This is a genomic window from Micromonospora sp. R311, assembly GCF_056780015.1.
Genome location: NZ_JBSWCE010000065.1, coordinates 1 through 23,989, shown reverse-complemented (window position 1 = coordinate 23,989; position 23,989 = coordinate 1). Strand labels below are relative to the sequence as shown.

At 66.9% G+C, this 23,989-nt stretch carries 21 protein-coding genes; 2 read left to right on the top strand and 19 right to left on the bottom strand.

Going from position 1 to position 23,989, the window contains the following annotated elements; genetic code table 11:
• Window positions 1-166: 166 nt before the first annotated feature.
• From AC1WTP_RS32960 to AC1WTP_RS32875, 18 genes are all read right to left on the bottom strand, one after another.
• The gene (locus tag AC1WTP_RS32960) at window positions 167-1,051 is read right to left on the bottom strand and encodes a hypothetical protein (RefSeq protein ID WP_481653142.1); all 885 of its coding nucleotides are present in this window, start codon (window positions 1,049-1,051) and stop codon (window positions 167-169) included.
• Between the two features lie 253 nt (window positions 1,052-1,304).
• On the bottom strand, window positions 1,305-1,769 hold the full coding sequence (locus AC1WTP_RS32955; RefSeq protein WP_481653141.1) for a Mov34/MPN/PAD-1 family protein: 465 nt from the start codon (window positions 1,767-1,769) through the stop codon (window positions 1,305-1,307).
• On the bottom strand, window positions 1,766-2,944 hold the full coding sequence (locus AC1WTP_RS32950; RefSeq protein WP_481653140.1) for a HesA/MoeB/ThiF family protein: 1,179 nt from the start codon (window positions 2,942-2,944) through the stop codon (window positions 1,766-1,768). Before AC1WTP_RS32950 ends, AC1WTP_RS32955 begins: the two co-directional genes overlap by 4 nt.
• 110 nt (window positions 2,945-3,054) lie before the next feature.
• The gene (locus tag AC1WTP_RS32945; RefSeq protein ID WP_481653139.1) at window positions 3,055-3,546 is read right to left on the bottom strand and encodes a hypothetical protein; all 492 of its coding nucleotides are present in this window, start codon (window positions 3,544-3,546) and stop codon (window positions 3,055-3,057) included.
• Between the two features lie 74 nt (window positions 3,547-3,620).
• Window positions 3,621-4,595 carry a hypothetical protein gene (locus AC1WTP_RS32940; protein ID WP_481653138.1) on the bottom strand — a complete coding sequence of 325 codons (975 nt, stop codon included), beginning with the start codon at window positions 4,593-4,595 and terminating at the stop codon, window positions 3,621-3,623.
• Between the two features lie 148 nt (window positions 4,596-4,743).
• Complete coding sequence (locus tag AC1WTP_RS32935) at window positions 4,744-5,451, bottom strand: SAVED domain-containing protein (RefSeq protein ID WP_481653137.1); 708 nt, start codon at window positions 5,449-5,451, stop codon at window positions 4,744-4,746.
• A gap of 734 nt (window positions 5,452-6,185) precedes the next feature.
• Window positions 6,186-7,679 (bottom strand): class I SAM-dependent DNA methyltransferase, encoded by a 1,494-nt coding sequence (locus AC1WTP_RS32930; protein WP_481653136.1) that lies wholly within the window; start codon window positions 7,677-7,679, stop codon window positions 6,186-6,188.
• Window positions 7,672-8,655, bottom strand: a complete 984-nt coding sequence (locus tag AC1WTP_RS32925; RefSeq protein WP_481653135.1) for a restriction endonuclease subunit S — start codon at window positions 8,653-8,655, stop codon at window positions 7,672-7,674. Before AC1WTP_RS32925 ends, AC1WTP_RS32930 begins: the two co-directional genes overlap by 8 nt.
• A 329-nt stretch (window positions 8,656-8,984) precedes the next feature.
• Window positions 8,985-11,738: a type I restriction endonuclease subunit R gene (locus AC1WTP_RS32920; protein ID WP_481653134.1), complete on the bottom strand. Its 2,754-nt coding sequence runs from the start codon at window positions 11,736-11,738 to the stop codon at window positions 8,985-8,987.
• A 148-nt stretch (window positions 11,739-11,886) separates the two neighbouring features.
• Complete coding sequence (locus AC1WTP_RS32915) at window positions 11,887-12,342, bottom strand: NUDIX hydrolase (RefSeq protein ID WP_481653133.1); 456 nt, start codon at window positions 12,340-12,342, stop codon at window positions 11,887-11,889.
• Window positions 12,339-13,460, bottom strand: coding sequence for a DegT/DnrJ/EryC1/StrS family aminotransferase (locus tag AC1WTP_RS32910; protein WP_481653132.1), 1,122 nt, complete (start codon window positions 13,458-13,460; stop codon window positions 12,339-12,341). Before AC1WTP_RS32910 ends, AC1WTP_RS32915 begins: the two co-directional genes overlap by 4 nt.
• Entirely contained in the window at window positions 13,450-14,478 is a 1,029-nt protein-coding gene (locus AC1WTP_RS32905; protein WP_481653131.1) for a zinc-dependent alcohol dehydrogenase, read from the bottom strand. Before AC1WTP_RS32905 ends, AC1WTP_RS32910 begins: the two co-directional genes overlap by 11 nt.
• A 56-nt stretch (window positions 14,479-14,534) precedes the next feature.
• Window positions 14,535-15,140, bottom strand: coding sequence for a deoxynucleoside kinase (locus tag AC1WTP_RS32900; RefSeq protein ID WP_481653130.1), 606 nt, complete (start codon window positions 15,138-15,140; stop codon window positions 14,535-14,537).
• On the bottom strand, window positions 15,140-16,063 hold the full coding sequence (locus AC1WTP_RS32895) for an SAM-dependent methyltransferase (protein ID WP_481653144.1): 924 nt from the start codon (window positions 16,061-16,063) through the stop codon (window positions 15,140-15,142). The genes AC1WTP_RS32900 and AC1WTP_RS32895 overlap by 1 nt, the downstream gene beginning before the upstream one ends.
• Before the next feature lie 101 nt (window positions 16,064-16,164).
• Complete coding sequence (locus AC1WTP_RS32890; protein WP_481653129.1) at window positions 16,165-16,779, bottom strand: GOLPH3/VPS74 family protein; 615 nt, start codon at window positions 16,777-16,779, stop codon at window positions 16,165-16,167.
• 66 nt (window positions 16,780-16,845) lie between these two features.
• Window positions 16,846-17,844 carry an acetamidase/formamidase family protein gene (locus tag AC1WTP_RS32885; protein ID WP_481653128.1) on the bottom strand — a complete coding sequence of 333 codons (999 nt, stop codon included), beginning with the start codon at window positions 17,842-17,844 and terminating at the stop codon, window positions 16,846-16,848.
• A complete protein-coding gene (locus tag AC1WTP_RS32880) occupies window positions 17,841-19,274 on the bottom strand; it encodes an APC family permease (RefSeq protein ID WP_481653127.1) in 1,434 nt (477 codons plus the stop codon). Before AC1WTP_RS32880 ends, AC1WTP_RS32885 begins: the two co-directional genes overlap by 4 nt.
• A 122-nt stretch (window positions 19,275-19,396) precedes the next feature.
• On the bottom strand, window positions 19,397-19,780 hold the full coding sequence (locus tag AC1WTP_RS32875) for a recombinase zinc ribbon domain-containing protein (RefSeq protein WP_481653143.1): 384 nt from the start codon (window positions 19,778-19,780) through the stop codon (window positions 19,397-19,399).
• A gap of 257 nt (window positions 19,781-20,037) precedes the next feature.
• Between AC1WTP_RS32875 and AC1WTP_RS32870 the strand changes: the two genes are divergently transcribed.
• Window positions 20,038-23,154, top strand: a complete 3,117-nt coding sequence (locus AC1WTP_RS32870) for an orotidine 5'-phosphate decarboxylase / HUMPS family protein (protein ID WP_481653126.1) — start codon at window positions 20,038-20,040, stop codon at window positions 23,152-23,154.
• Window positions 23,151-23,654 (top strand): GNAT family N-acetyltransferase, encoded by a 504-nt coding sequence (locus tag AC1WTP_RS32865; RefSeq protein ID WP_481653125.1) that lies wholly within the window; start codon window positions 23,151-23,153, stop codon window positions 23,652-23,654. The genes AC1WTP_RS32870 and AC1WTP_RS32865 overlap by 4 nt, the downstream gene beginning before the upstream one ends.
• A 144-nt stretch (window positions 23,655-23,798) precedes the next feature.
• Here AC1WTP_RS32865 and AC1WTP_RS32860 read toward each other — a convergent pair.
• The coding region (locus AC1WTP_RS32860) for a hypothetical protein (RefSeq protein ID WP_481653124.1) at window positions 23,799-23,989 on the bottom strand (191 nt) is incomplete at its 5' end.

Here is a 23,989-nt window from a genome sequence, read left to right as displayed (position 1 = left end):
TTGCGTCACAACATGATCCTGGATGCCCTCTCTTCATACCCAGACATCGACCCCTGACATCGGAACTACTCGTCTAGCCACCGCCGGCCGTCCGGCCCGCCCCGGATCGCCCGGAAGGTGCCCGCGACCGTCGGGCCGCGGGCACCCCCGTCGCACCGGTACGCGACTACTCCTTGACCATGACCACGTCGGTCGGGCGCTGCACCGTCACCTCGACGCCGTAGTCGAAGAGTTCGAGCGTCGCGGCGGACGTGCCGGTGTCCAGCCGCCCCTTGGCCGTGGACTGCCACGTGCTGCTGAGCGCCACCGTGGCGATCCGGCCGTCGGCGTCGACGGTGATGTCGCCGGACGTGCTGGTCGACCCGTCCCTGGTCTGCGTGGCGTACTCGAAGTGCAGCGTGCCGTCGGGGTTCTCGCTGATGGTCGCGTTCGCGCCCTTCAGCGCGTTGAACAGGGCCGCCGGGTCGGGCGCCGCGGCACCGAGGACGCCACTGCCGTCGTCGTGCAGCGACAGCCGGTCGTACCTGCCCGGGTACTGGCCGTACCGGCCGTACGTCTCGCCCGGGCCCTTGTCGGCCGGCGGCCTGCCCTGCGGTCGTTCCCCGCCCTCGTACCGGGTGCCGTTGATCAGCAACTCGGTCATGACCGAGTCGTCCTGTGGCGCGCGGACGTACCCGGTGGTGGTCTTCGGGTCGAACGCACCCTCGTACGTCAGTCCGCCCCCCGAGTAGGTCAGCCGCATGCGGTAGCTGATGTTCTCGCTGGCGGTGACCGCCGCGACCAGCTTCAGCTGCGGCGAGGCCGGGGCCGGCCGCGGCGCTTCCTGGGCCGTGCCGGCCGGACCGCCCGGCTCCGGCGCCGTCACCACGGTCGTCGCCGTGGCGACGCCCAGCGCCAGCAGCGCGCACGTCGCGCTGACCATCGTCGTGGTCCGGCGCCGCCGGGCCCGTCGGCCGCGGTCGAGCAGCGCCCCCACCGGGGGTACGGAGTCCGGTTCGCCGTCGACCATGTCGTGCAGCTGGTGGGCGAGTCGCTCATCGAGCGTGTCCATGGCTGATCACCTGCTTACCTGGTAGGTGGGTTCATCGAGAAGGTGCCGAAGCTTGGCCAGCGCCCGGGCGTTCTGGCTCTTGACCGTGGTCAAGCGTCGAAAGAAGCCACTCTGCTTGGACGGGCGCTGGAATCCGACACTCGCCGATCTTCCTGTGTCCCCCAACCCTCCGGCTTGTCGGCCCAAGTCGAGTGGACTGTTCTGTGGGATGAGCGCCGGCACCCTAATGCCACGTTCCGGGCGTACCCGGGAGTTAGCGGAGCACTAACGGCACGCAGCGCGCAGCCCCCGGTTGAATGATCCAGGCGGTGACCTCCGGCGTGAGCCAGGATCCTGACGTGACGACGACAAGGGCAATGAAGTAGTCGAAGGCAAGATCGGGATCATCGAGGAGGCCCTGATACGTGGCGAGGTCACGCCCGCTAGGTATTGCTGCTGACTGAACATGGGTGTGCCATTCGCCGACCCAGACGCTCTGGTCGGACTCATATACTTGATCCGCCAACCTTTGTGCGTAATGCCGGTCTCGGAGGAAGTAGTCGGGACGACGCACTGCTTGCGGACCGGGGCCGCCAGCATGGCGAATGACTATTCGACCGGCGTCCGCTGCTCCGAGGAGGACGCCGCCGGTCTCGCATCCATCGCTGGAGGCGCGGGCCTCCAGTGCGATCGTTCGGGCGGCTTCCGAGCTACAGAATATTCGACGGGATGCCGTCATGGCTGGCCACAGGTCGGGCAGGAAGGCCGTGGTTGGTTTGCCCCTGTCCAGCGGACCTGAGCGGTGTGCCCGAGGTCGTACGGGCCGATCCATCCGCGGCGTGCTTGCAGTCCGATGGTGAGTTGTTCCCCGGGAAGCCGGTGCGTGAAGTGGCCGGCGGATTCGAGCGCCGAAGCGATGGTGATCTTGGCGGCATAGTCACCGATGAGGAAGAGGTCTGATCCTACGGCGGTCATTGGTCGGTGAAGTGTGCCTGTTCCGTACGCCGCCTCGAGTGCCGCTTCGGCGTCGATGGCGCCGGATGTTGTTTGTTCGTGGCGTCGGCAGAGCAAGCAGCCGTGGTCGGGCCAAGGGCGTAAGCGGATGATTTCACCGATGCCGCCATCGGCAAGGATGCAGGCGAGGATGGCTGGTCGACGTGCTCGGCGAGCTAGGTGGCTGACAGTACGCCGCGCCGCTACGCCGTCTGCGCAGCAGACGATAATGTCAGTAGTGCCGAGCAGTGGTCGGATGATGTCGGCGTCCTCGATGACGTCTAGCCGGAGAGCTTGTACGTCGGTGTCTGGGCGCTGGTGCCTGAGGTGTTCTCGTAGCGCGTCGACCTTGTGCTGGCCGACATAGCGATCCGGAAGGACGTGTCGGACGAGGTTGTGCCACATAAGCCGGTCGGGGTCTACGAGGAGTAGTTTGCCGATGCCGTACCCGGCGAGTGCCATGGCGGTTGCCCCACCGATACTTCCTGTTCCGATCACCATGACGGTTTGACGTTGGAGGTCGGCCACCGGCCAGTACGGGGCGAGTTGGATCATGCCGGTCGCAGGCGGCTCGATCGCGAGGCGTACAGCCTGTGCCCCATCTCGGTTAACAAACCAACCGGCGAATACCGGAACGGGCACCTGGTCATAGGGTGCGGTGTCTGCCTCGGGTGCGTAGGTGAGGACGAAGTATCCGGTGTTGCCGGGATCCTTCGGGGTCAGTGGCAGCTGTTCTTTGAATGCTGTGAAGGGAATCATCGCAGCACCGCGTCGAGCCACTTCGTACCAAGCTAGGTGAAGGTCAACGGGCACGCGGCACCATAGGCCCTCACCGGCGGTAACAGCGGCGTTCATCGGGTGGCTCTTCGGCCGCAAGTCGACCTGGTAGCCGACTTCTCCGGTGCGGATGAAGCTGATCACGGCTAGCTCATCGGCTATCGATCGCTTGAATCTGATGGTGCCCGAGCTACCGGCGTCATCGACGGTCAGTCGTCGGACTCCGTCCTGTGGCAGCAGAACGAGGACATTAGTCATAGGGATGTTCCTGAGCCTGTGGCGCGGTCCCCCTTGGCGCGATGCCTCGCGAGGTCGGCGATCAGCTCGTCGTGGGCGGGGTCGCTGACGATGCCGTTTACGGTCATGGCTGGCAGTGCGCCGGCTTTGACGAGGGCATATTCCACCCGCCAGGCTGCGGCCTTGACTAGCAGGTCACAGATCGATCCGCGTGGGTCCCAAGCTGTCTCGGTCCGATACAAGCAAAGGCTGCCGTCGCCGTTGACATGCCACCGGGTCTGTGTGCACTCGACCGGCTCGGGTCGCGGAGCGAGGGGGTAGATCCGTGGAGGAACCATCGGATACGCCTGCCTGTACACGACCGCTACCTGTAAACCGCGCCCGCCGAGTACATCGGACAGCCCGTCCGGCGCCAGCCTGTCCAGCGGCCACATAGGCAGCCACCCCTGCCATTCGCCGGCGCCCGCCTGCGCCCAGCGGAGATCCGGGAACTGGGCGGTCACCTCCATCTGGTCTCGTGCGAAGCGGCTGGGCTCGGCCTCCCACCAGGGAACCGGTGTGATGTCGGAAGATGCGAGCACGGTCAGCCCTGCGGGGCGTCCTTGATCGGCCGAGGAGCGACAGCCGGCGCGATCAGTGCCGGACCGCTGCTGGGCTTCCCCTTCGGCGCGGGAAAATCGCCGCCGAAGACCTCGCGCCACAGCCGCTTCGCGTCGTCGGTGTACCCCTGCTCGGCCGCGTCACATGCCTGGTCGGCCAGATCAGCAGCATTGAGCAGCGAGTCGCGAAGCCCGACACGATCAAGGTCGGGCTGGATCTCCCCGCACAGGCCAGCGGGATCTTCGACTGGACCGTTACCGACGGCTGTCGCCGCGGCCGTAAAGAACTGCCGCAACGCCTCGGGCCGCGCATAGCCTGAAGGCAGGTGGTGCAGGGCGAGGACCTCCATCACCAGCGACTTCACTTTGCCGTCGACGTCGGCGCGGCGCCGCCACGCCTTCAGCACTCGAACCATACGTAGGAAGTAGTCCCACTCGCTGTTGCGCTTGGCAACCTCGTTCACGAGGTACAGCGGATCGGCAGATACCCACTTTCGCGACGTCTTCTCGGGGATCAACAGCGCGCCTTCGTGTTGCAGGGCCGGCATGGCGTCCACCGTGAATCCGTCGGCGTCGCCCGGCAGGTCGATGAAACACTTAACTGCGTGGCTCCTTGGCGAAGCGAGCCGGACCAGTTTCTCAAAGCTGCCATTGGTGACCCCAAGCAGCTTGTTGACCTTTCCGCCCAATACGTCGAGGGCCTGCCCAGCGGAGTCGCCCGGCACACCCCAGTCCGGATACTCAGCCGCGTCAAAGACCACCACGAGGTCCAGGTCGTGGATCTTCGGGCCGATGTGAGTGCTGCGTCGCAGTGAACCCGATCCCCACACCTCCACGACGTCAGCCTCGCCGCCGAGCGCGGACTTGAATGTCTCGCGGCGCTCGCGGGCTTCCGACACCTGTGTCGGGTCCGCGTCGACCTTCTGCTGGAAGGCGTCGAACGCCTCGTTGAGGCTCAACTGGTCCCCCTCATGCTCCGGCTTTCATCCGCATCCGCGACCACCGGCTCATGGACATGAACCGGCCTCCCTGATCGCGCTACGGCAAGTCGGGGCAAGAGTAGACCCGCCCTCCGACAATCTCCATGCCTCGATCGGCCAAGCGCCGTCAGGTGGTACTGGGCAGGGCTGGGAAAGGCTCGTAGGCGTTGCTGGCCGCGTCGAATGTGAAGGCGGTCCACCGGCCGTGCTCCGGTGCTGCCAGCCGTGCTCCCAGCGCGACGGCGATCGCCACCGGACCGCTCAGGAAAACCGCGTGCTGGCCGGTGCGCGCAGCCGTCGGGAGGGGTGCCTCGCGCCACGACTGGCACACTTGTTCCACCACGCCGGTGAAGGTCTGGGCGTTTTCGGCCAGACGAGGCTTGGTGCTGCGTATGCGCAGCAAGTAGCCGAAGCCATGCTGGCGGCAGGCCGCCGTTACCTGGTCGAAAAACTGGTCCCCGCGACCCTGGAGATCAAGCGCCAGCGCAACTCGCGACGGCGCGCCCTCATCCACGACCTCGATACGCTCCACTACCAAGGGCTTGACCGGCGTCTCCATCGCCCGCAAGGAGGTCGCGGCGAAGTAGGCTGGCGCTCCGTCCGCCTGCCGGATGGCGTGCACCGAGACCTCTCGGGCGTGGGTGTATCCCAAACGGGCACCGAACCAGAACGCCACGTGCAACGGCATTGTCGGGATCAGATTGATCCTGGCTGCATCGGGCGTCAACCTCTCCGCCATCATCGTTGCCGCCAGCGTCTCGTCTGCCAGCTGATTGACTCGCTCAAGATCTCCATCGCTGTCGCCCAGCAAGTTCACGGTCGCCTTCAGCGTCACCGTGCACGACGCTTGGGAATATGACTCGGCCTGCTGGTCCAACAGTTGTGCACGTGTAAGGCCTCGCCGAACGTCTGTAGCCGTTACGACGATTCCCACTCGCACCCGGCGGCGCGTACGACCGCGGAGCACAAATCCAAGCGAGATCAGACCCAGGCCGACAACACAACCCAGGACGAACCACCACCAGCCTGCCTCCTCGCCCGTCATCAGCGACTTGGCGGCCTCAATCCCAAACCCTCCCGCGACCACCCCGCCAACGGCGATCCCCGCTGTTCCATCCTGCAGGGCAGCCCACAACCCTTGCGCCTCGCGCGCGGCACCGCCGGACCCGACCACGGTCAGCCGAGGAACCTCGGATCGATCCTGAATTGTCACTGGAACCCGCCAAGGAAGGAAGCCCAACGAGGGGCGCGCCTGCAAGCCGCTCGTACTCTAGAACGCCGTAGGTCGCTGCTCACAGTCTCGGCGCCTTCCTAAGCAACTACGGTCAGCCGTATCAACACAGCACCCCACGTCACATGAGTTGCGGCGAGGTCCAGGTCCCTCGCACTTTCGTCAGAACCGTCCACGACCGCGCATGGGAGGGGAGGCCTCGACTCGCCCAGGTGTCCATCTTGGCCTGGACGTAACGTAGGGTTACTACGCGGCACTCTCCCGTGGCCCAACGATGTGTGGCTTGCAGGGATTGGCCGCCTGCCTTGCCGGTCCACGCGGTACCGCTTGGTCGGCAATTATTGAGATGCTGGCTCAGTCGTGGCGGCGGCTTCCAACGCGGCAGCGACAGCCTCGAACTCGGCTAGGGCTGCGGTGAGGTCCTCGACGATCTCCCGTGCGATCACCTCGGGTCCCGGGAGGTTCTCCATGTCCTCCAGGGACTCGTCACGCAGCCAGGTGATGTCGAGGTTGACCTTGTCCCGGGCGAGCAGGTCGTCGTACGTGAAGGATTTGAACCGCTCGGTCTCGACTCGCTCGGATCTGGGCTTGGCCGGCAGGTAGCAGGCGACGAAGTCGTCGAGGTGGTGGCGGCGTAGCGGGTTCTGTTTGAGGGTGAAATGCTGGTTGGCGCGCAGGTCGTAGATCCAGAGCCGGTCGGTCCAGGGGCGTTCGGCGGCGGGTTTCTTGTCGAAAAACAGTACGTTGGCCTTGACGCCTTGGGCGTAGAAGATGCCGGTGGGCAGGCGCAGCATGGTGTGCAGGTCGAAGTCGCGTAGCAGCCGCTTCCGCAGGGTCTCCCCCGCTCCGCCCTCGAACAGCACGTTGTCGGGCAGGACGACGGCGGCGCGGCCGTTGATGTCGAGGATCGTGGCGATGTGCTGGAGGAAGTTGAGCTGCTTGTTGGCGGTGGTGACCACGAAGTCCTGCCGCTCGATTTCCCGCTCCTCGCGGGCCTCCCGGCCGTCCGCGCCGACCATCGTGAGGGACGACTTGCGGCCGAACGGCGGGTTGGACAGCACCACCGAGTACCGCTGGCCTGGGTCGGCGATCAGCGCGTCCTTGACCTCGATGAGGCTGTCGCCGTTCGGGGTGCCTATGCCATGTAGCAGCAGGTTCATTGCGGCAAGCCGGGCGGTGCCGTCGACCAGTTCGACGCCGTGTACGAACGTGTCGCGTAGGTGAGCGCGCTCGGTCGGGGTTAGGGTCTCGGCGTGCCGGGATGCGTACTCGTGCGCGGCGAGCAGGAAGCCGCCGGTCCCGGCGGCCGGGTCGACCACGGTGTCGCGGACGGTCGGCTGGATGCAGTCGACCATCGCCTGGATCAGCGCGCGGGGCGTGAAGTACTGTCCGGCGCCAGACTTGATGTCCTCCGCGCCCCTGGAGAGCAGTTCCTCGTACGCGTCGCCCTTGATATCGGTGCCAGCGGCCGACCAGTTCTCCTTGTCGATTAGGTCGACGATCAGCCGCTTCAGCTTTGCCGGGTCCTGGATACGGTTCAGCGCTTTGCGGTAGATCGTGCCGAGGGTGCCGGCCTGACGGGCCAGGTCTTCGAGAATGTGTCGGTAGGTGACCTCCAGGTCGTCACCCTCGGCGTCCAGCAGCCGCTGCCACGAGCAGTGCGCCGGCACGATCCGCTCCGGCCGGAGCTGTCGAATCTCGCGCTCGTGCGCCATCTTGAGGAACAACAGGTACGTGAGCTGCTCAACGTACTCGATTGTGCCGACGCCGTCGTCGCGTAGCACGTTGCAGAACGACCACAGCTTGTCGACCAACCGCCGCGCCTCAGACACCCGGCATCTCCTCAACCATGTCCATGTCGCTGGCCCGCCCTGTCAACCGCCCGGAGAACGCAGCGTCAAGCAACGCGTCTTTCAGCGCCCGTTGCCTCCGGACTGCACCGGCCAACGAGTCCGCAAGACTCTTGATTGCATCGAAATACGTAGTCAGCTTGGCGACATCCGCAGCTTGCTCGGTCGGAGGCACATCCGGGACCTCAACTGACAGCAGGCTCGCCTGTGAGATGTTGCGCATGGAATCCTTGGTTCCCGTCGCCTTGACCGATATTTGCGAGCGAGAATCGGGTGAAGAAAGTGCGAGCCAAAGCCAACGTGGATCAACATTGTTACGAGGCACCACCCGGAGACTCTTGTCACTAAGCAGCAGCCGCGGACGGACCTGACCGACCAGGACCGAAGCTCCCACATAGTCACTAGTGTTGGCACGGCTAACGAGTAGGTCGCCAGCACGAATCTCATACTGAGGATTAACGGCTGCCGCCGGGACCGCCTTATTCTCCTCCGGCCGAAATTCTCCCCACGTCATCGCACTTACTTTGATAATCCCCCACTGCTCCGGTGCTGCCGGACCAGCCGCACTACCAAAAGACTTGCCGGCTTCGATCCGCTCTACAAGCTGCCGCAGTGGCACCATCCGTCGATCGGCCGGATGAATCACCGCCCTCAGTGTTGACCGGCGCAGGGCGAGGAGCTTCCGCCCTCCCGTGGATACCAACCCTTCAGCCGTGTCGAGACGGGAGAGGTGGTCTTCGAGGATGTCGACGATTCTCTGTTGCTCCCGAAGGGGCGGCACAACGACGGGCAAATTGAGGAATCGCGATTGAGTCAAATTTACGCCACTGTCACTGATCCCGGTCTTCATCAGATCTAGGGCGGACTGACACGCTGGGCTCAGGAGTTGCAATTCAAGAAATCGAGCGTCTATGACCGCCTCATTCGCCCGGAAGCGGTACATTTTATCGGAGATCATAAGCCGCGAACGCGTGGATCGGACAAGGCAGGGTATAGCGCACCTGCCACGGGGGCCAGCTCGTGTAATGAGGATGTCGCCAGCAGAAACCTCTAGTGCTGGGTTCGGCGACAGATGGTCCGGTAAGCGCTTATTGCGATCGTCAACGAAATTCCCCGGCTGGATTGCCGCTGTCTGCAGGACGCCCCACGTACTTTCGTCTACCGACGGCTCCCTATGGCACTGGGGACTCCATCCTTGTTGTAATGGCTGGCCAGTAGGCAGCGGCCGGAGGACCTTTGATATAGCCATAGAGGGCCAGAAGAGTGATCTTCCGAACCCGTTGCCCGTCACGCCGTCAGCTCCGTGTTGAGTTGGTCGATGAGGGTGGCGGTGCGGGGGCCGAGGTCGCGGATGGCGCCGTCGATGCCGCCGCGTTCGGTGAAGGGAGCGTTGTCGAGGTCGTCGGGGCTGATGCCCGCGGACGCGGCGATCACTTCGACCATGCGGTCCAGCCACCACCTCTCCGTCTCGGTGAACGTCACCCCGGCCTGCTCCTGCTGGCGCAGCCAGCCGGCGTACCGCTGGCGGATCTTTTCCGCGTAGGGCACGAGTTCGTTATCTTGCCCGATGGTGTACCGGATCAGCGACACGAGGTCGGTGAGGGTGTGCCGGTCGCTGTGCCGGACGAGGTCGGCTTGAATGGCTTCGTGGGCGGCCCAGATGAGGTCGATGGTCCAGTTGCGGGGCGGGCGCTGGATGCGCTCGGCGAGCTCCTTGATGTCGGCGAAGGAGATCCGCCGCTCGCGCGCCTCGGCCAGCAGTTGAATCGCGGTGATCTCGTCGCGGTGCTCCTCCAGGTACGCCCGCCAGGATTCGACGATGGAGCGGGCGCGGGAGGTGTCGACCACGCCGTAGGCGTCTTCGAGCACGTCGACGCTGACCTCGTCAATAACCCGGTCGTGAGTGCGGCGCAGCTCCAGAATCCGCTGCCGCAGCTGCGGATTCGCCGCAATGGGCCGTACCGCCGTGTCGAGCAGTGCTTGGACGGCGGCTGCGTGATCGGCGGCGTCGGCGGTGGCGCGGGCTTGAGTGTCGGGGTCGACGGCGTCGACCAGGCCGCGGACGATGTCGCGCACCGAGCCACCGGCCACGGCGTCGAGTTCCGTCCGCTCGTCAGGCGTGAGTTGCAGCTCCAGTGCGGCCAGCCGGGAGGCGAGGGTGGCGGTTTCGGCCTCGGTGAGGGTGAGGGTGGCGGCCTTGTCGAGCAGCTGCTTGAGCGAGACGCTCTTGTCCCGGTTCAGTGGTGGGTCGACGAAGTCGTGTTCGGTGACGCCGACGGCGTCGACGATGACGAACCGAGTCTTCTCGGTGGCGTCCGGGGTGACGGCCTGGAAGTCGGCCGGGGCGATGGTGCGGGCGCCCCGGCCCTTCATCTGTTCGAAGTACGCCGCGGAGCGCACGTCGCGCATGAAGAACACGCATTCCAGTGGCTTGACGTCGGTGCCGGTGGCGATCATGTCGACCGTGACGGCGATGCGCAGGCTGGCCGAGGTGCGGAATGCCTGCAACTGGCCCTTCGGGTCGCGGGCGCTGTAGGTGATCTTCGCGGCGAAGTCGTTGCCCTTGCCGAACACCTCGCGGACGGTGGTGACAACCTCCTCGGCGTGGGCATCGTCCTTGCAGAAGATCAGCGTCTTGGGGACGGTGTGCCGGCCGGGGAAGATCTCGGTGAACAGCTTGTCACGGAACGTCTCCAGCACCAGGCGGATCTGCGAGGTGGCGGTGACCGCCCGGTCGAGTTGCTTGTGGGTGTACTCCAGGTCCTCGTCCAGGGTTTCCAGGCGCTGGACCCGGGTGCGGCGGTCGACCTTCGGCACGACCGTGCCGGCGTCGATCTTCGAGCCCTGGCTGCTGATCTGGGTCTTGATCCGGTACAGGTCGAAGTCGACGTTGACGTTGTCGGCCACCGACTGCGGGTAGGTGTACTCCGACACCAGGTTCTGCCGGAAGAAGCCGAAGGTCTGCTTGCCGGGGGTGGCGGTCAGGCCGACGATGTGTGCGTCGAAGTACTCCAGCACCCCCCGCCACACCCCGTAGATGGACCGGTGCGCCTCGTCCACGATCACCAGGTCGAACGTCTCCGGCGGCATCCCGGCGTTGTAGGCGACCGTAACCGGGGCGTCAGGGACGTACCCGTCGAGGCCCGGGTCGTCGCCCTGGGGAGCGGTGTCGCCGGCCAGCACCTTGTAGACCCGCTGGATCGTGGAGATCACCGCGCTGGAGCTGCCCAACATGCCGGCGCTGGTCAGCTTGTCGACGTTGTACAGCTCGGTGAACCGCCGCCCGTCGCCCGGGGTGCGGTAGTTCTGAAACTCGGCCAGGGTCTGGTCGGCCAGGTTGTTGCGGTCGACCAGGAACAGCACTCGGGTGAACCCGCCGTGCTTCAGCAGCCGGTAACACTCGGTCACGGCCGTGTAGGTCTTGCCGGCGCCGGTGGCCATCTGCACCAGCGACCGGTCGAACCGCTGCTCGGCCAACGAGCGCTCGATACCCTCGATCGCCGTGATCTGCGCCGGGCGCAGTGGTGCGACGTCTAGCGGTGGCAGGTGCCGTACCTTCGCCCGCCACGTCGGTCGCTTCGGGTCCGCTTCGGTGTTACGGACGATCCTGGCCAGGGTGCCGGGCTGCGGGAACGCGAAGATCCGACGCGCCCGGGGCTGCGGGTCGTAGCCGTTGGTGAAGTGGGTTTCCGAGCCGCTGGCCTCGAACACGAACGGCAGCCGCCCGTCGCGGGTCAGCGCCTTCAGCCGTACCGCGGGCGGCAGGCCCTCGGCGTACATGGCCGACTGCCACTCCACCCCCGACAGCGGGGTCCCCTCCGGCTTGGCCTCAATCACGCCAACGACCCGCTGGTCGACATACAGCAGGTAGTCGACCCGGCCATGGCCCTTCGCCATGATCGCCTCACGGACGGCCACACCCGTGCCCGCGAAGAGGTTGGTCTCGGAACGGTCTTGGACGACCCAGCCGGCATCTCGCAGCTGCCGGTCGATCAAGACCCGGGCGCGCTGCTCCGCCTGAAGCCGAAAATCGTCAGCCATTGCCCCCACAGTCAGTAGAGGCTAGTCGATCAATCCTACTCTCTGCATCCTCCTCGTGACCGACCATCAGGGGGTAACACGAGCTGGCCCGGAGGACGCCGGGCAAACTGGGCCGGCGCCCTCCGGTTGGTTCTCGCCGCCGCAGTTCTTAAGCCGGTTGAGGGATCAACCTGGCGGCTTCGGTGACGAGAGCGGGAAGTTCGGCAGGCGTGCGGAGAGCCGCTATCTTCTCGACGGGCACCCACCTTGCGCCTCCAACCTCTTCGACCTGGGTCGTCACGTTGCCGCCAGTGGCTTGGCAGACGTAGACGAAGTCGATGTGTCGGTGTGGTCCGACCTTGCGGTCTTCGATGTCCATCTCGATGATGGCGAACGGGGTCGGGATGCTGCGTACGGCAGGGTGCCGGAACGGCTGTGGGCCGAGGATGTCGGCGGTGATCCCGGTTTCCTCATGTACCTCGCGGAGTGCCGCTTCGGCGGGGTCTTCGTTGGGGTCGACGTGTCCGCCGGGGTACAGCCACAGGTCGATCTTGTTGTGGTGCACGAGCAGGACGTGGCCGTCGTCGTTGAAGACGATGGCTGAGCTGGTGAAGTGACGGATCATGCTCGGGTTTCTCCTTGGGCGATCTGGGCCACGCGATCGGCCATCCACGCTACGGTCGCGTCCGTCATTCCGGGGTGAACTGGGAGTTGGACGGTGGTCGTGGCGAGGTGTTCGGCGTTGGGGCACTGGTTGGCGTAGGGCTGGAAGATGGGCTGGTGGTACAGCGGCCGGTAACGCCATCGGATCGAGTCGGGTGGGAGGCCGGCGGCTTCGAACGCGGCGGCGACCTGCGGTGTGCGGTCCTTGATGGTGAGGACGAGGTTGTAGTAGTTCGGTTTGTCCTGGACTCCGTACGGCAGTTCTCGTAGTAGGCCGCCTGGTGGTAGCGCGGCGAGGATGCGTTGGGCGTTGCGGCGGCGTCGGTCGAGTTGGCCGTCGAGCAGTTTGAGTCGGCGGAGGCCGATGGCGGCCAGGGGGCCGGCGAGTTTGTAGTTGACGCCGTGGGTGGTGCCGCGCAGGTGGCCGAGGTGGGTGTACCAGTCGATGCGTTCGCCGAGTTCCTCGTCGTTGGTGAGGACGAAGCCGCCCTCGCCGGTGGATAAGAGCTTGCGGTCGTGGGTGGAGAAGCAGCCGACTGCCCCGTGGGTGCCGGCGAACCGGTTGCCGACTCGGGTGCCGTGGGCTTGGCATGCGTCCTCGATGACCGGCACTCCGGCCTGGGCGAGCAGGTCTGCGCTGGCTCGTTCGTCGTTGGGGTAGCCCCAGAGTGGCAGCGTGATGGCGGCGCGGGTGCGTCCGGTGAGCTTGCGCTGGATGTCGGCGGGGTCGAGGGCGAGGGATTCGGGCAGGGTGTCGACGGGGACGGGTGTGGCTCCGCAGGTGAGTACCGGCATGGCGGTCGGCAGGGGTGCGGTGGCCGGGACGAGGACCTCTGTGCCGGGTTGGACGCCGAGGGCGATGAGCGCGGCGTGCAGCGCGGAGGTTCCCGAGTTGACGGCGATGGCGCGGCGGGCGCCGAAGCGCTTGGCCAGCGCGTGTTCGTAGATGGCGAGGACGGGGGCGCCGCCGGAGAGGCGGCCGTCGTCGAGCGTGGCCCGGATTTCGTCCAGTTCGCCACAGGGTTGAGGGGTGTACCGGTCTTCGACGGGGTTGAGGATGTCGTGGCCGCTACTTGCCATAGGTCAGCACCACCTTGATGGTCTCCTCGGGGCGCTGGGCGATCAGGTGGTACGCCTTGGCCGCCTCGCTGAAGGGGAAGCGGTGGGTCACCAGGCTGTCGACATGCACGTGCCCACTGATGACCAGGTCTCGGGCTGAGGCGCTGAGTCGGGGCAGGTCCCAGGCGGGGTAGGCGCGCTGTGGGCAGCCGTTGACGGTCATTGAGGAGACCAGGGTGATGCGGTTGCGGTGGTACTCCTCGCCGAGTCGTAGGCCGTCCTGATCGCCGTGGTAGGAGGCGACGGTCGCGACCCGGCCGCCTACCCGGACGCAGCGGATCGCCTCGTGCAGGCCACGGTAGGAGCCGGAGGCTTCGATGGCGACGTCCGCGCCCTGCGGGCCGCAGAGCTTGCGGACCTGCACGGCGATGTCGTCGTCGGTGGCGGCGTGCACGGGTGTGACGCCGAGGGAGTCGGCGGTGTCCAGGCGCAGCGGGTAACGGTCCACCCCGATGACCTTGGCGGCTCCGGCGAGCCGCGCGAGCTGGCCGGCGAGAAGACCGACGGTGCCGAGCCCCACCACGACGACGGTGTCGCCGAGGCGCACCTCAGCATCGTGGACGCCGCCGAGGGCGACCCGCGCCAGGATGAAGAAGACGGCGCGTTCGGCGTCGACACCGGCCGGTAACCGGCTTGCGAGGGCAGCGTCCGCGGGAACGATGTGCGCGGTGCCGTGCGGGCGATCGAGGGTGACGAGTTCCCCGATGCTGACCTTGCCGACAGCGGCCTCGCCGACGGCGGTGACCCGCGCGATGGTCTCGTAGCCTGGCGCTACCGGGAAGTCCCGGCCGGCGCCGTCGAGGAAGATGCGTCGCCGCGGGTCCCAGGACCGGTGTAGCGCGGCGGCGTCTCCGGCCATCCAGGCCATCTCGGTGCCGTGGCTGATGCCGGAGACGACCGATTCGGCGTAGACGTCGTCGGGGCCGAGTGCGGGCAGGTGCTCGTTGACGATCTCCACCTGGCCTGGACCGGTGATCATGACCCTGCTGCAGGGTGGTGAGTGGGCAGTGCGTGGTTGTGCGACTTCGGTTTCGGTCATGACCTCTCCAGGGCTGGTAGGCGGGCAAGGAGTGCGTTGAAGTCTTCGTCGTTGAAGGCGTCGAATTTGCTGGTGTCGAGTCGGATGATTCGGCTGGCGTAGTCACCGAGCGGTGTGTCGAAGGCGCGGGTGAGGTGTTCGAGGTAGGCGGTGGACAGCGCGGATTCCATAGGTCTGCCGCGTTGCGCGATCCGGCGTGCCAGGACCGGCGCCGGTGCGGTCAGGGCGATGAGGAGATCGGGCCGTGCTGCGGCGTCGCTCCAGGTGGCGCAGGTCTTTCTGACTCGACTGGCGTCCTCGGGCGGCAGGGTGGTGTGGGCGAAGATGACCTGTTGCGCCATGGACCAGTCCGCCACGACGGGTGTGCCGTGGGTGAGCAGGTCGTGGATCTCGCGAAGTTGACCGACGCGGAGCGCCAGGAAGGTCAACTCGGCCTGGAGAGCCAGGGCGACGGGGCGGGTCTTCCCCGAGGCGTAGAGCTTCGGGAGAAAGGAGTTTTCGACGAACGGGTCGCGCATCAGACGCGCTCCGAGACGCTCGGCGAGTCGCTGCGCGAGGGTGGTTTTGCCGGCACCCGTTGGCCCGGCGAGTCCGATGAACATCAGCGGCTGCCCGTTCGCCGGGATGCCTGTTGTCCGGCCGGTTCTGGCCCTGGCCCTGGCCCTGGCTGTTCCGTCATTGCAGCTGCTCGTTTCATGCCAACCCCGGCGAGGAAGTTGGCGAGGAAGGGGCTCGCCGGCAGGCCGTCCGCCGCGAGGTGGTCCTCGGGGTCGGGGCGCCAGTGAGATACCGGGACGAGTGCGGCGCCGTGCGGACGCGGCGCTGCGCCGGGTCGGGGCGCGACCATGGCGAAGTCACCGAACAGTGCCTGGACCTCGGCGAGGTCGCGGAGTTGAAGTGGGGTGGGGGTGCGCTGATACAGCCGCTGGACCTCCTCGGTCTGGCTGGTGGCCGTGACGGAGGTCGCGTGGGAGATGACGAGGATGCTGCCGGGACTCATTGCGGCACGGAAGGGTTCCACGATGGCGTTGACGTCGCCGGGGATGAAGTGCAGGACCGAGACGAACAGGACGGCCACCGGGTGGGCCAGGTCGATCAGCCGCTGGGTGGTGGGGTTCTCAAGGATGAAGTCCGGGAAGCAGATGTCGGCCTGGATGACGTCGACCCGCGGATCGCCGCCCAGCATGGCTCTGGCGTGTGCCACGGCTATCGGCTCGACGTCGACGTACAGCACCCGTGCGTCGGCGTTGACAGAATGGGCGATGTCGTGGACGTTGCCGACAGTCGGTATACCTGAGCCGAGGTCGATGAACTGGCGTATGCCCTGCTGCAGTGCGTACAGCACGGCGCGGCGCAGGAACACTCGGTTGGCGCGGGCAGCGTCAGCGACGTGGGGTGCGACGGCGAGGACGGCATCGGCGGCTTGACGGTCGGCGGCGAAGTTGTGGCTGCCGCCGAGGAAGTAGTCGTACATTCGCGCGGCGTTCGGGCGGCTCAGATCAAGCTCGGCGGGCGCCCAGCTCATCGCCTCAGTTCCCATGGTCGTTCCCCAGGTGCTGGCTCGGGCGTCCGTGATCGCCCTCGGTGCTGGTGGCTGCCCGATGCTTGTGGCGGTGTCGTGGCTGCTCATCGGTACACCGATACGGCGGTCTCGCCGATGAGGTCTTCGACGGCGCAGATGATCTTTTCGGTGGCGGGTGTGTGTTGTCCGGCGCGGGTGAGCATCTGGCGGAGCCGGTCGCGTAGGTCGGTGTCGAAGCCGTCGAGGTACAGCTCGGATTCGAGGCGCAAGGCCCGTAGTAGACCGGCGAGAGCATCGGTCTGCGGGTCGGGGTCGTCGTACCCAAGGACGCCGTAACGCAGCCTTCCACGGACGCGGTGGATGACCGCCGGGTCTGTCGGCGGGTAGGCGATGGACCGGCCGAGCATGCGCCGTCTGGTGACTTGTTCGACAAGGCCGCCGGCGATGAGGCCAGCGGTGACCTTGTCGTAGGCGTGCTCGCCGAGCAGCCGCACCGCCTCACGAACGGACAGCGCACGATGGTGGCGGGCCAGGAACGTCAGCGCCCAGTCGGCGACCGGATCGCCGGTGGGTTGCCGGTGCACGGCGATGGCAGCGTCGCCGACGACGCGGACCCGTTCGGTCGGCGCGACCAGGTTGGTGAGAATAGCCCCGGCCAGCGCGAGCGACAGGGACGGCAGGTGGGCCAGCGGAGCGCCGCTGTCGTTGTGGGTCAGCACGAACAGCTCGACGCGCAGCGGGAGGCGGACCGGCGGGGTGTCGAAGGCGGCGTGGCTCATGGCGGGTCACCGGGTCGGCTCGGCGACGCGGCGCAGCCGCTGGTGCACCCCGCCATAAGGGCTCGTGCCCGTCAGTACGGCCTTTGTTAGGGCGGCGTGCATGGTGTAGAGCGGATCGCAGACGTTGCCGGGTGCGGCGCGGCCGGCCTGTGAGACGAGCTGGTAGGCGTCGAGCAGCTCCAGCCCGGTCAGTTGTGCCGTCCAGGTGACCAAGTCGTGCTGGCTGATCCGGTACGCGTCCTCCAGGGGGCGGGCGGCGCCGATCGAGATGATGCGGTGGTCGGTCTCGATGCGCGGCCATGGTGTGGTCACGCTTTTGATCAGGTCGACGGCGATGGTGACGTTCATGGCGGTCTCCACCGCGACGCCGCACACCTCGCCCTGGCCTTGGCGGGCGTGGCCGTCGCCGATGGCGAACAGCGCACCGGGGACGTTGACGCCGAGGAAGACGGTGGCTCCTGGGCGGATCTCCGGGGTGTCAAGGTTGCCGCCGTGCGCGTCGGGCACGATCGTGGAGCGTGCTTCCCCACCGGCCGGAGCGACTCCCACGGTGCCGAGCATCGCCTCCAGGGGCATGACGATCGTGTGGTCGGAGCGGCGGGCGTGGTAGGTGACAGTGTCGGCGGCGGTGTCGATGGTGTAGCGCCACACCCTTTCCTCGATCGGCGGGTGCAGCATCGCCGTGGTGTGGGTACCGGTCAGTGCCCCGAAGTGCGGGAAGGTGGCGGACATCCCCCAGTCGCGGGCGGGTGTGATGGCCGCGAAGTGCAGCGCGAGGGTGTCGCCGGGTTCCGCGCCGGCCACGTGGAAGGGGCCGGTGACGGGGTTGAACGCCTGGCAAACCTTCGAGGGCAGGTCATCGACGGTGCGGACGGCGCCGCCGAAGCAGTCCTCGGTGCTGGTGACCAGTAGGCTGCCGGGCTTGATCTCGGCGACCGCCGGGTGGGTACCAAAGGTGTAGCGCAGCTCGTCCTCGGTCGGCTGGTAGGTGACCGTGCTGGTCATACCGACCCCCGTCCGCTCGAGAGGCCGGACAGCTTGGGACGGCTGCCGGCGGCGTACAGACCGGCCAGGGTCAGCAGGCCGAGGGTGAGCCAGACGAAGCCGAGGCGTTGGGCGGCCACGTTGGCGTTGACCACGACGTAGGCAAGGATCGTGAACCCGAGGCCCGGAAGGATCAGGTGCGTGAAGTAGTTGCGGCTGCGGCGGCGGACCAGGTAGTGCCAGACGACGGCGAGGTGCAGTACGAGGAATGCGGTCATCGCGCCGAAGTTGATCAGGCTGGACAGCAGCGTGATGCCGTCGGTGCGCCAGTTCATGTAGAGGCCGATGGCCAGCGACACGACGGCGGTGAGGGTGATGGCGTGGGTGGGCACGCTGTGGCGTACCGACACCGTGGCCAGGAACTTCGGCAGTTGCCGGTCGCGGGCCATGGCGTACAGCAGCCGCGAGGTGGCGACCTGCGCGACGAGAGAGTTCGCCACGCCCCAGGCGACGGCGGTGGCGACTGCGCACAGGGTGGCGAGCCAGGGTCCACCGGCGAGCCGCGCGGCGTCGTAGAACGCCGTCCCGTCTGGGTCACCGTTCGCGAGCAGGCCGCCCTGGTCGGGCACCAGCAGCGCGGCCATCCAGGTCTGGGCGATGAACAGCAGTCCGGCCACTCCCAGCGCGGCGGCCATGGCGCGGCCGATCTGGCCCGCGCCGCCCTTGTTCTCCTCGGCCAGCATCGAGATGCCGTCGAAGCCGAGGAAGCTGAGCACGGCGATCGACACCGCGCCGAACACCAGCGCCCAGGTGAAGGTGTCAGGGTTGTAGAGCGGCGTCCAGGAGAAGCCCTGTCCCTTGCCCTGTGCGAGAGCACGACCGGCTGCGGCAAGGAAGATCACCAGGACGATGACCTCGCCGATGAGCATCACGCGGGTGATTAGGGCGGTCATCCGGATTCCCCGGTAGTTGACCAGCGTGTTGAGCAGCACGAAGCCGACCAGCCACACCCAGACCGGAACCGCCGGCACGGTGGAGTGCATCGCTACCGCCGCGATCAGGTACAGCAGGCTCGGCACCAGCACGTAGTCCAGCAGGATGGCCCAGCCCGCGAGGAAACCGACCGGTGCGCCGATCCCTCGCCCTGCGTAGTTGTAGACGCTGCCGGCCAGCGGGAACGCCTTGACCATCTGGGCGTACGAGGCGGCGGTGAACACCAGCGCCACCATGCCGATGACGTACGCCAGCGCGACCATCCCGCCGGCACCTGCGTAGACGGATCCGAAGATGCCCATCGGCGCGATCGGCACCATGAACACCAACCCGTAGAAGAGCAGGTCGGCGAAGCCGAGTGAGCGGCGCAGCTCCGGCCGGTACCCGAACCGCGACGAGTCCGGCGGCACCCGCGCCACGCCGATCTCCGGTGGAGGCGCTGTCTGCCTCGTGTACATGTTGTTTCGTTCCTTCCTGTCGGTCATCGATGCCGGCGCACTCCCGGCCGCGATGGAGCTGGCCCAACGGCGGCAGCGGCTCGGCAGGCACCCGCATAGCGCAGGAGCTGCTGGATGGGCTGCTAGAGGCGCCAAACGATGGACAGGTCCTGAGCGCAGCCCCCGACCCTCACGGCGACGAACAGGCGGCGGAAAATGCCGCCGAGTTCCTCCGGCGCCGCGTCCGCCACCAATCCCGGCGCTGGCGCCGCCACCGCCTCCAGGACGAGCTTCTCGATGTCCTCCGCATCCACAGCGGTCAACCGGCAACCACAGGGCCCTCGGTAGGCACGCTGACCCAGCATCCGGACGGGCTGCAGCGATGTGCCGCAGCCGCAGCAGCGCAGCAGCCCTTCAAGGGTGAAGGCCCCCGAGACAGGCGGTTCGGGCTGCGCCGGCCGTTCACCGCTGCGGCCGGATGCGACACTGCGAACGCGGTCGCGCACGACGTCGCTTCGCACGTCCATGGCCACGGGACACCTCCACCATCACCCGCTGCTCGCAAACGCGAGGGCTGGCCACAGCGGTGGAGGTGTGGCGAACTCCGAATCGCCCAATCCATCGCCGTGGTTGTCTGTGCGACCAGCCTGCGGGTCCGGACCGTCCCCTGACGACGCGTGGACGTTCTAGTGTTGTCCTAGTTTCAGCTCGTCTGCGCCCGCCGTCGTCTACTACGCTGCCGACTGCGACAATGACGCTGAGTGCACGGCCTGGGGGATATCCCGTGGAGACGGTACGGCGGTGGACCGGCCGCGAGGCAAAAGCATTGCGCCTGGCTCTGCGTATGAGCGTGCGCGGCTTCGCCGAGCACCTGGGCGTCAATCCGGCGGCTGTCTCCAACTGGGAGAAGCGGGGTACCGCGACCCGCATGCGCTATGAGACCCAGCAGATGCTCGATGTCGATCTAGCGCGGTCGCCAATCGAGGTCAAGCAGCGGTTCGCAGAGGCCCTCAAGGCGTCAGTGGCCGCAGGTCCGAACGGCTTGCCTGCACCTGCCGACGGCGGCGCCGCGCCCGCAAACCCAGATCTCGGCGCCCGTTCCAGGGAACGGACCGACGCCATCATCGCGGCGCTCAGTAGCCAGCAGCCCGACGATCTCGTGTACACGCCTCCGGCCGACGTCCAGCGGCTGGTTGCGGACTTCCTCGTCTCGACCGCGCGCGTCTACCTGGTCACCGGCCCTCCGGGCTGCGGCAAGACCAGCTTCACCCGCCATCTGGCGTCGCAGGCTCCCGGAGTGGATGTTCAACTGCTGACCGCGGACTCGTGGACCGAGGACGTCGACCTGGCGCGGGAGATCCTCCGCTACGGCTCTCTGCCGGCGGGCGTGGATCCGCTGCTGACCCTCGAGGGTGAGAGCCAGAGCCTGTCCCGGCCGCTGCTCGTCGTCATCGACAGTCCGCAGTCCCGCGCCGTGGTGGACAAGGTCTGCCGGCAGCTCGACGGCACGCTGCGGCAGGTGCTCTCGGGCAACCTGAGGTTCCTCCTCGTTCTGCGCACACCGCCGGATGTCGAACTCGCGCCCTACCCCGTCCTGTCCGCAGCGGTCATGCCCGGTCAGGATCACGGTGTCGGCCCGTCGCTGCGGCTGGACCGCTGGGACGCCGGCACGGCCCGGGACGTGTGGAACGCGCAGCGGCACGAGAGTGAGCCCCCGTTCGACGCCCTGCCCGCCAAGATTCGCAACTTGGCCCGCCTGCCGCTGTACATGAGCCTCATCCGGGCCGCCAAGTCGACTGAGCCGCTTGGGCAAGCCAACGCCTACCGGCTCGTGGAATTCTGCGTCGCCTCGATCTTGAAGGCCGCGGGCCTGGACGCCGAACGCGCGACGGCGGAGCTGACGGCACTCGCGCGAAGGCAACTCGCTGCGGCATGGCCGCACCACCTACTTCCTGCGATCCAAGCCGACCCGCCGGGAAATGCCGGTGACCTCACCGCGTTCTCGGTCGCGAGGCTCGTGCGGTCCGACCCGTTCGGGAGCTTGACGTTCCATCACGACGTCATTCGTGAGTATCTCTTCGCGCGGTGGCTCGCCCAGCTCATCGAGGCCCACGGACGCTCGACCGTCACCATCGAGCTGCTCAACGACCTGGCCGCTCGCACAAGCACGTCAGCCGACCTGCGAGGCGTCCTGGAATTCCTCTTGCAGGGCTTGGATGCGACAACACCAGAGCTGCTGGCCGCCGTCGCCCAGTCACCGTCGGTCAGCATCACCGAAACGCTGCCATTGATGCTCGACCTCACCGGCGAGAGCCCCGCCTTCGCCACGGCCGAGGTCCTGCGCGTGTGCGCCTCCCGGTGCCTGCACGACAATGGCCTGCCCCTCGCCAGAGCCCTCTTGCACACCAACGCAGCCGCCACAGCGCTGGACGCGGAGTACCCCCGATGGATGCTGCGGGTGCTGCGCCGCTTCGGCCCGGCAGTCTGGTCCGACATCGTGGCGTGCGTCGAGACGCAGCTGCCCATCGCGGCCGTCCACGACTTCGTCCGTCTCGCGCAACTCGACACCGTAGAAGACGCGGTGTTCCTCGCCAGACACTTCTACGTCTTCCTCGCCACCGACGACGGCAGTTCCCAAGAGTTAAAGGCACTGTTGGCCCACCCCGACTGGCGAACCCGCGCCGCCCTCGCCGAGGGCATCCGAGCGGGCCACGCGATCCCACACGACACCATGACCTCGATCATGGAGTCGTTGGTCGCGGACCGCGACTACAAGGTCCGCGCCGCCGTCGCCGAAGCCGTCGGCCGCTCGACCGCACCCGGCGTGGAACACCTCCTCGCCACTCTCCTCGACGACCGGAACTGGCACGTCCGCGAGCGTCTCCTCCAAGGGCTTGCCGCCCGAGCTGGAGACGACGACTCGGCCGCCGAACTGGTCATCAGGGGCCAGGCAGCGTGGCGAAACGGTCCCCGAAACATCCGAGTCGCCGCGCAGCGGCTCCTACTCAAGTCCGGAAGACAACCGATCCAAGACGAGGACTCATCTCGCAGTGCCCTGTTCGGCCTGCTCCGAGAAATCCGCACCGGTGCCCTGCGGCTGCCCACGAACGTCCAATCCGCCTTGCTCAGCCAGGGCGTCGCCTCGGACGACTGGCTCGTTCGCACTGAAGCGAACCTGCTCGACCGGCACGGCACAGCTACGAGCACAGCGGCAGGCATCAGCAAGGAAGCCTTCCGCCGTCTCCGAGACGGACGCGCACTCCAAGTCGCGCTCGATGTCCGCGACGTCGACTACGCCGTCGCCGTCGCGCAGGCCGCCGCCACCGCTGGCGTGCAATTCATCGAGATCGGCGACCCGCTCATCAAAAGCGTCGGCATCCGAGCAATCAGCGCCATCAAGCAGCGAACCCCTGGTGCGTGGATCGTCGCCGAGATGATGTCCGCAGACTGGGGACGCGACCAGGTGGTCCTCGCGGCCGAGGCCGGAGCCGACGTCGTGCTCCTCATCGGACCCGCGAGCATCGCCAGCGTGTCCGCAGCCGTCGAAGCGAGCAAACGGCTCGCCGTCCCCATCATCATCGACGTACCCGAGGGCCGGCTGATCCAAGGCTGGGTCCAGGACATGGAACGCGCGGGCGTCGACGGCTTCGCCATCACCACGAACATTGACCTGGGCGTAGCCGGCTTCCACCCCCTCGATCAGGCGCAACTGATCAGGTCGTGGACCAAGCTGCCAGTCGCGGTCTCCGGCGGCTTCGAACCCACCGGCATCGAAGCCAGCCGACGACGCTCATGGGACATCCTCGTTGTCGGTCGCGGAGTCACCGACTCCCTAGACCCCGCTGCCGCCGCGCGGGACCTCGCCGCATCGATCGAGATCACCGAAGGAAACCACTCATGATCATCACCCCGCTCACAGTCGACCGGATCCCCGACCTCGAGAAACTGCTGGCGCTGGGAGAGCCGTACATCAGGCTGCGGGGCTCATCGGACTACTGGCTGTACGCCACGCTGTTCGCCAACACCTGCCCACTCGCCATCATCGACGGGCAGGTCGTCGGCAGCGTGATTGCCTTTCGAAGCCAGGTCGACCCGTCAGAGATCTACCTGCAGGACGTGATGACACACCCCAGCCATAGGCGTAAGGGGATCACGAGGATGCTCGTAGAAGAAGTACGCCGCCAAGGCCTCCTGTGGGCATGCAGGCGCCTCTTCCTCACCTCGGAGCCCGATAACCATGCCGCGCACAGAGCATGGCTCGCCTTGGGCTTCAGCAACATTCCCGGAGACACCCAGGACCAGGGCGTATCCGTGATCTACGACTACAAGGGGCCAGGGAAACACCGCGCTGTGTACGAGCGATCGATCGACGCTGAGCCTGCCGATGGGTGCCTGTACTGACATTGGCCACTGGGCGCTCCGCCAGACCCTGCCGGCCGTGTCGCGGGCTGCAGCTAGTTTGCTTGCGGCTGCTCGTGACGATGCCCGGATCGCGAACTTTTGCGAAGTGTCCGCGGCCGTCCGGCGGATAGCTCGGGCGCCGGGCTACCAGCCGGTATCGTCTTCATCTTCGTCGTCGTTGTCGCGGCGAACGTTGTCTATCAGGGCTTGGAGGTACGTGCGGGCTTCTTCGTAGTCGGTTTTCAGATCGGAGTCGGTCCCGGGTTCGACGTAATTCGGCGGGCCTGGAGGTCCTGCGAGGCGGAATGCGCTGGTCGGCGGGTCGCGAGAGGCAG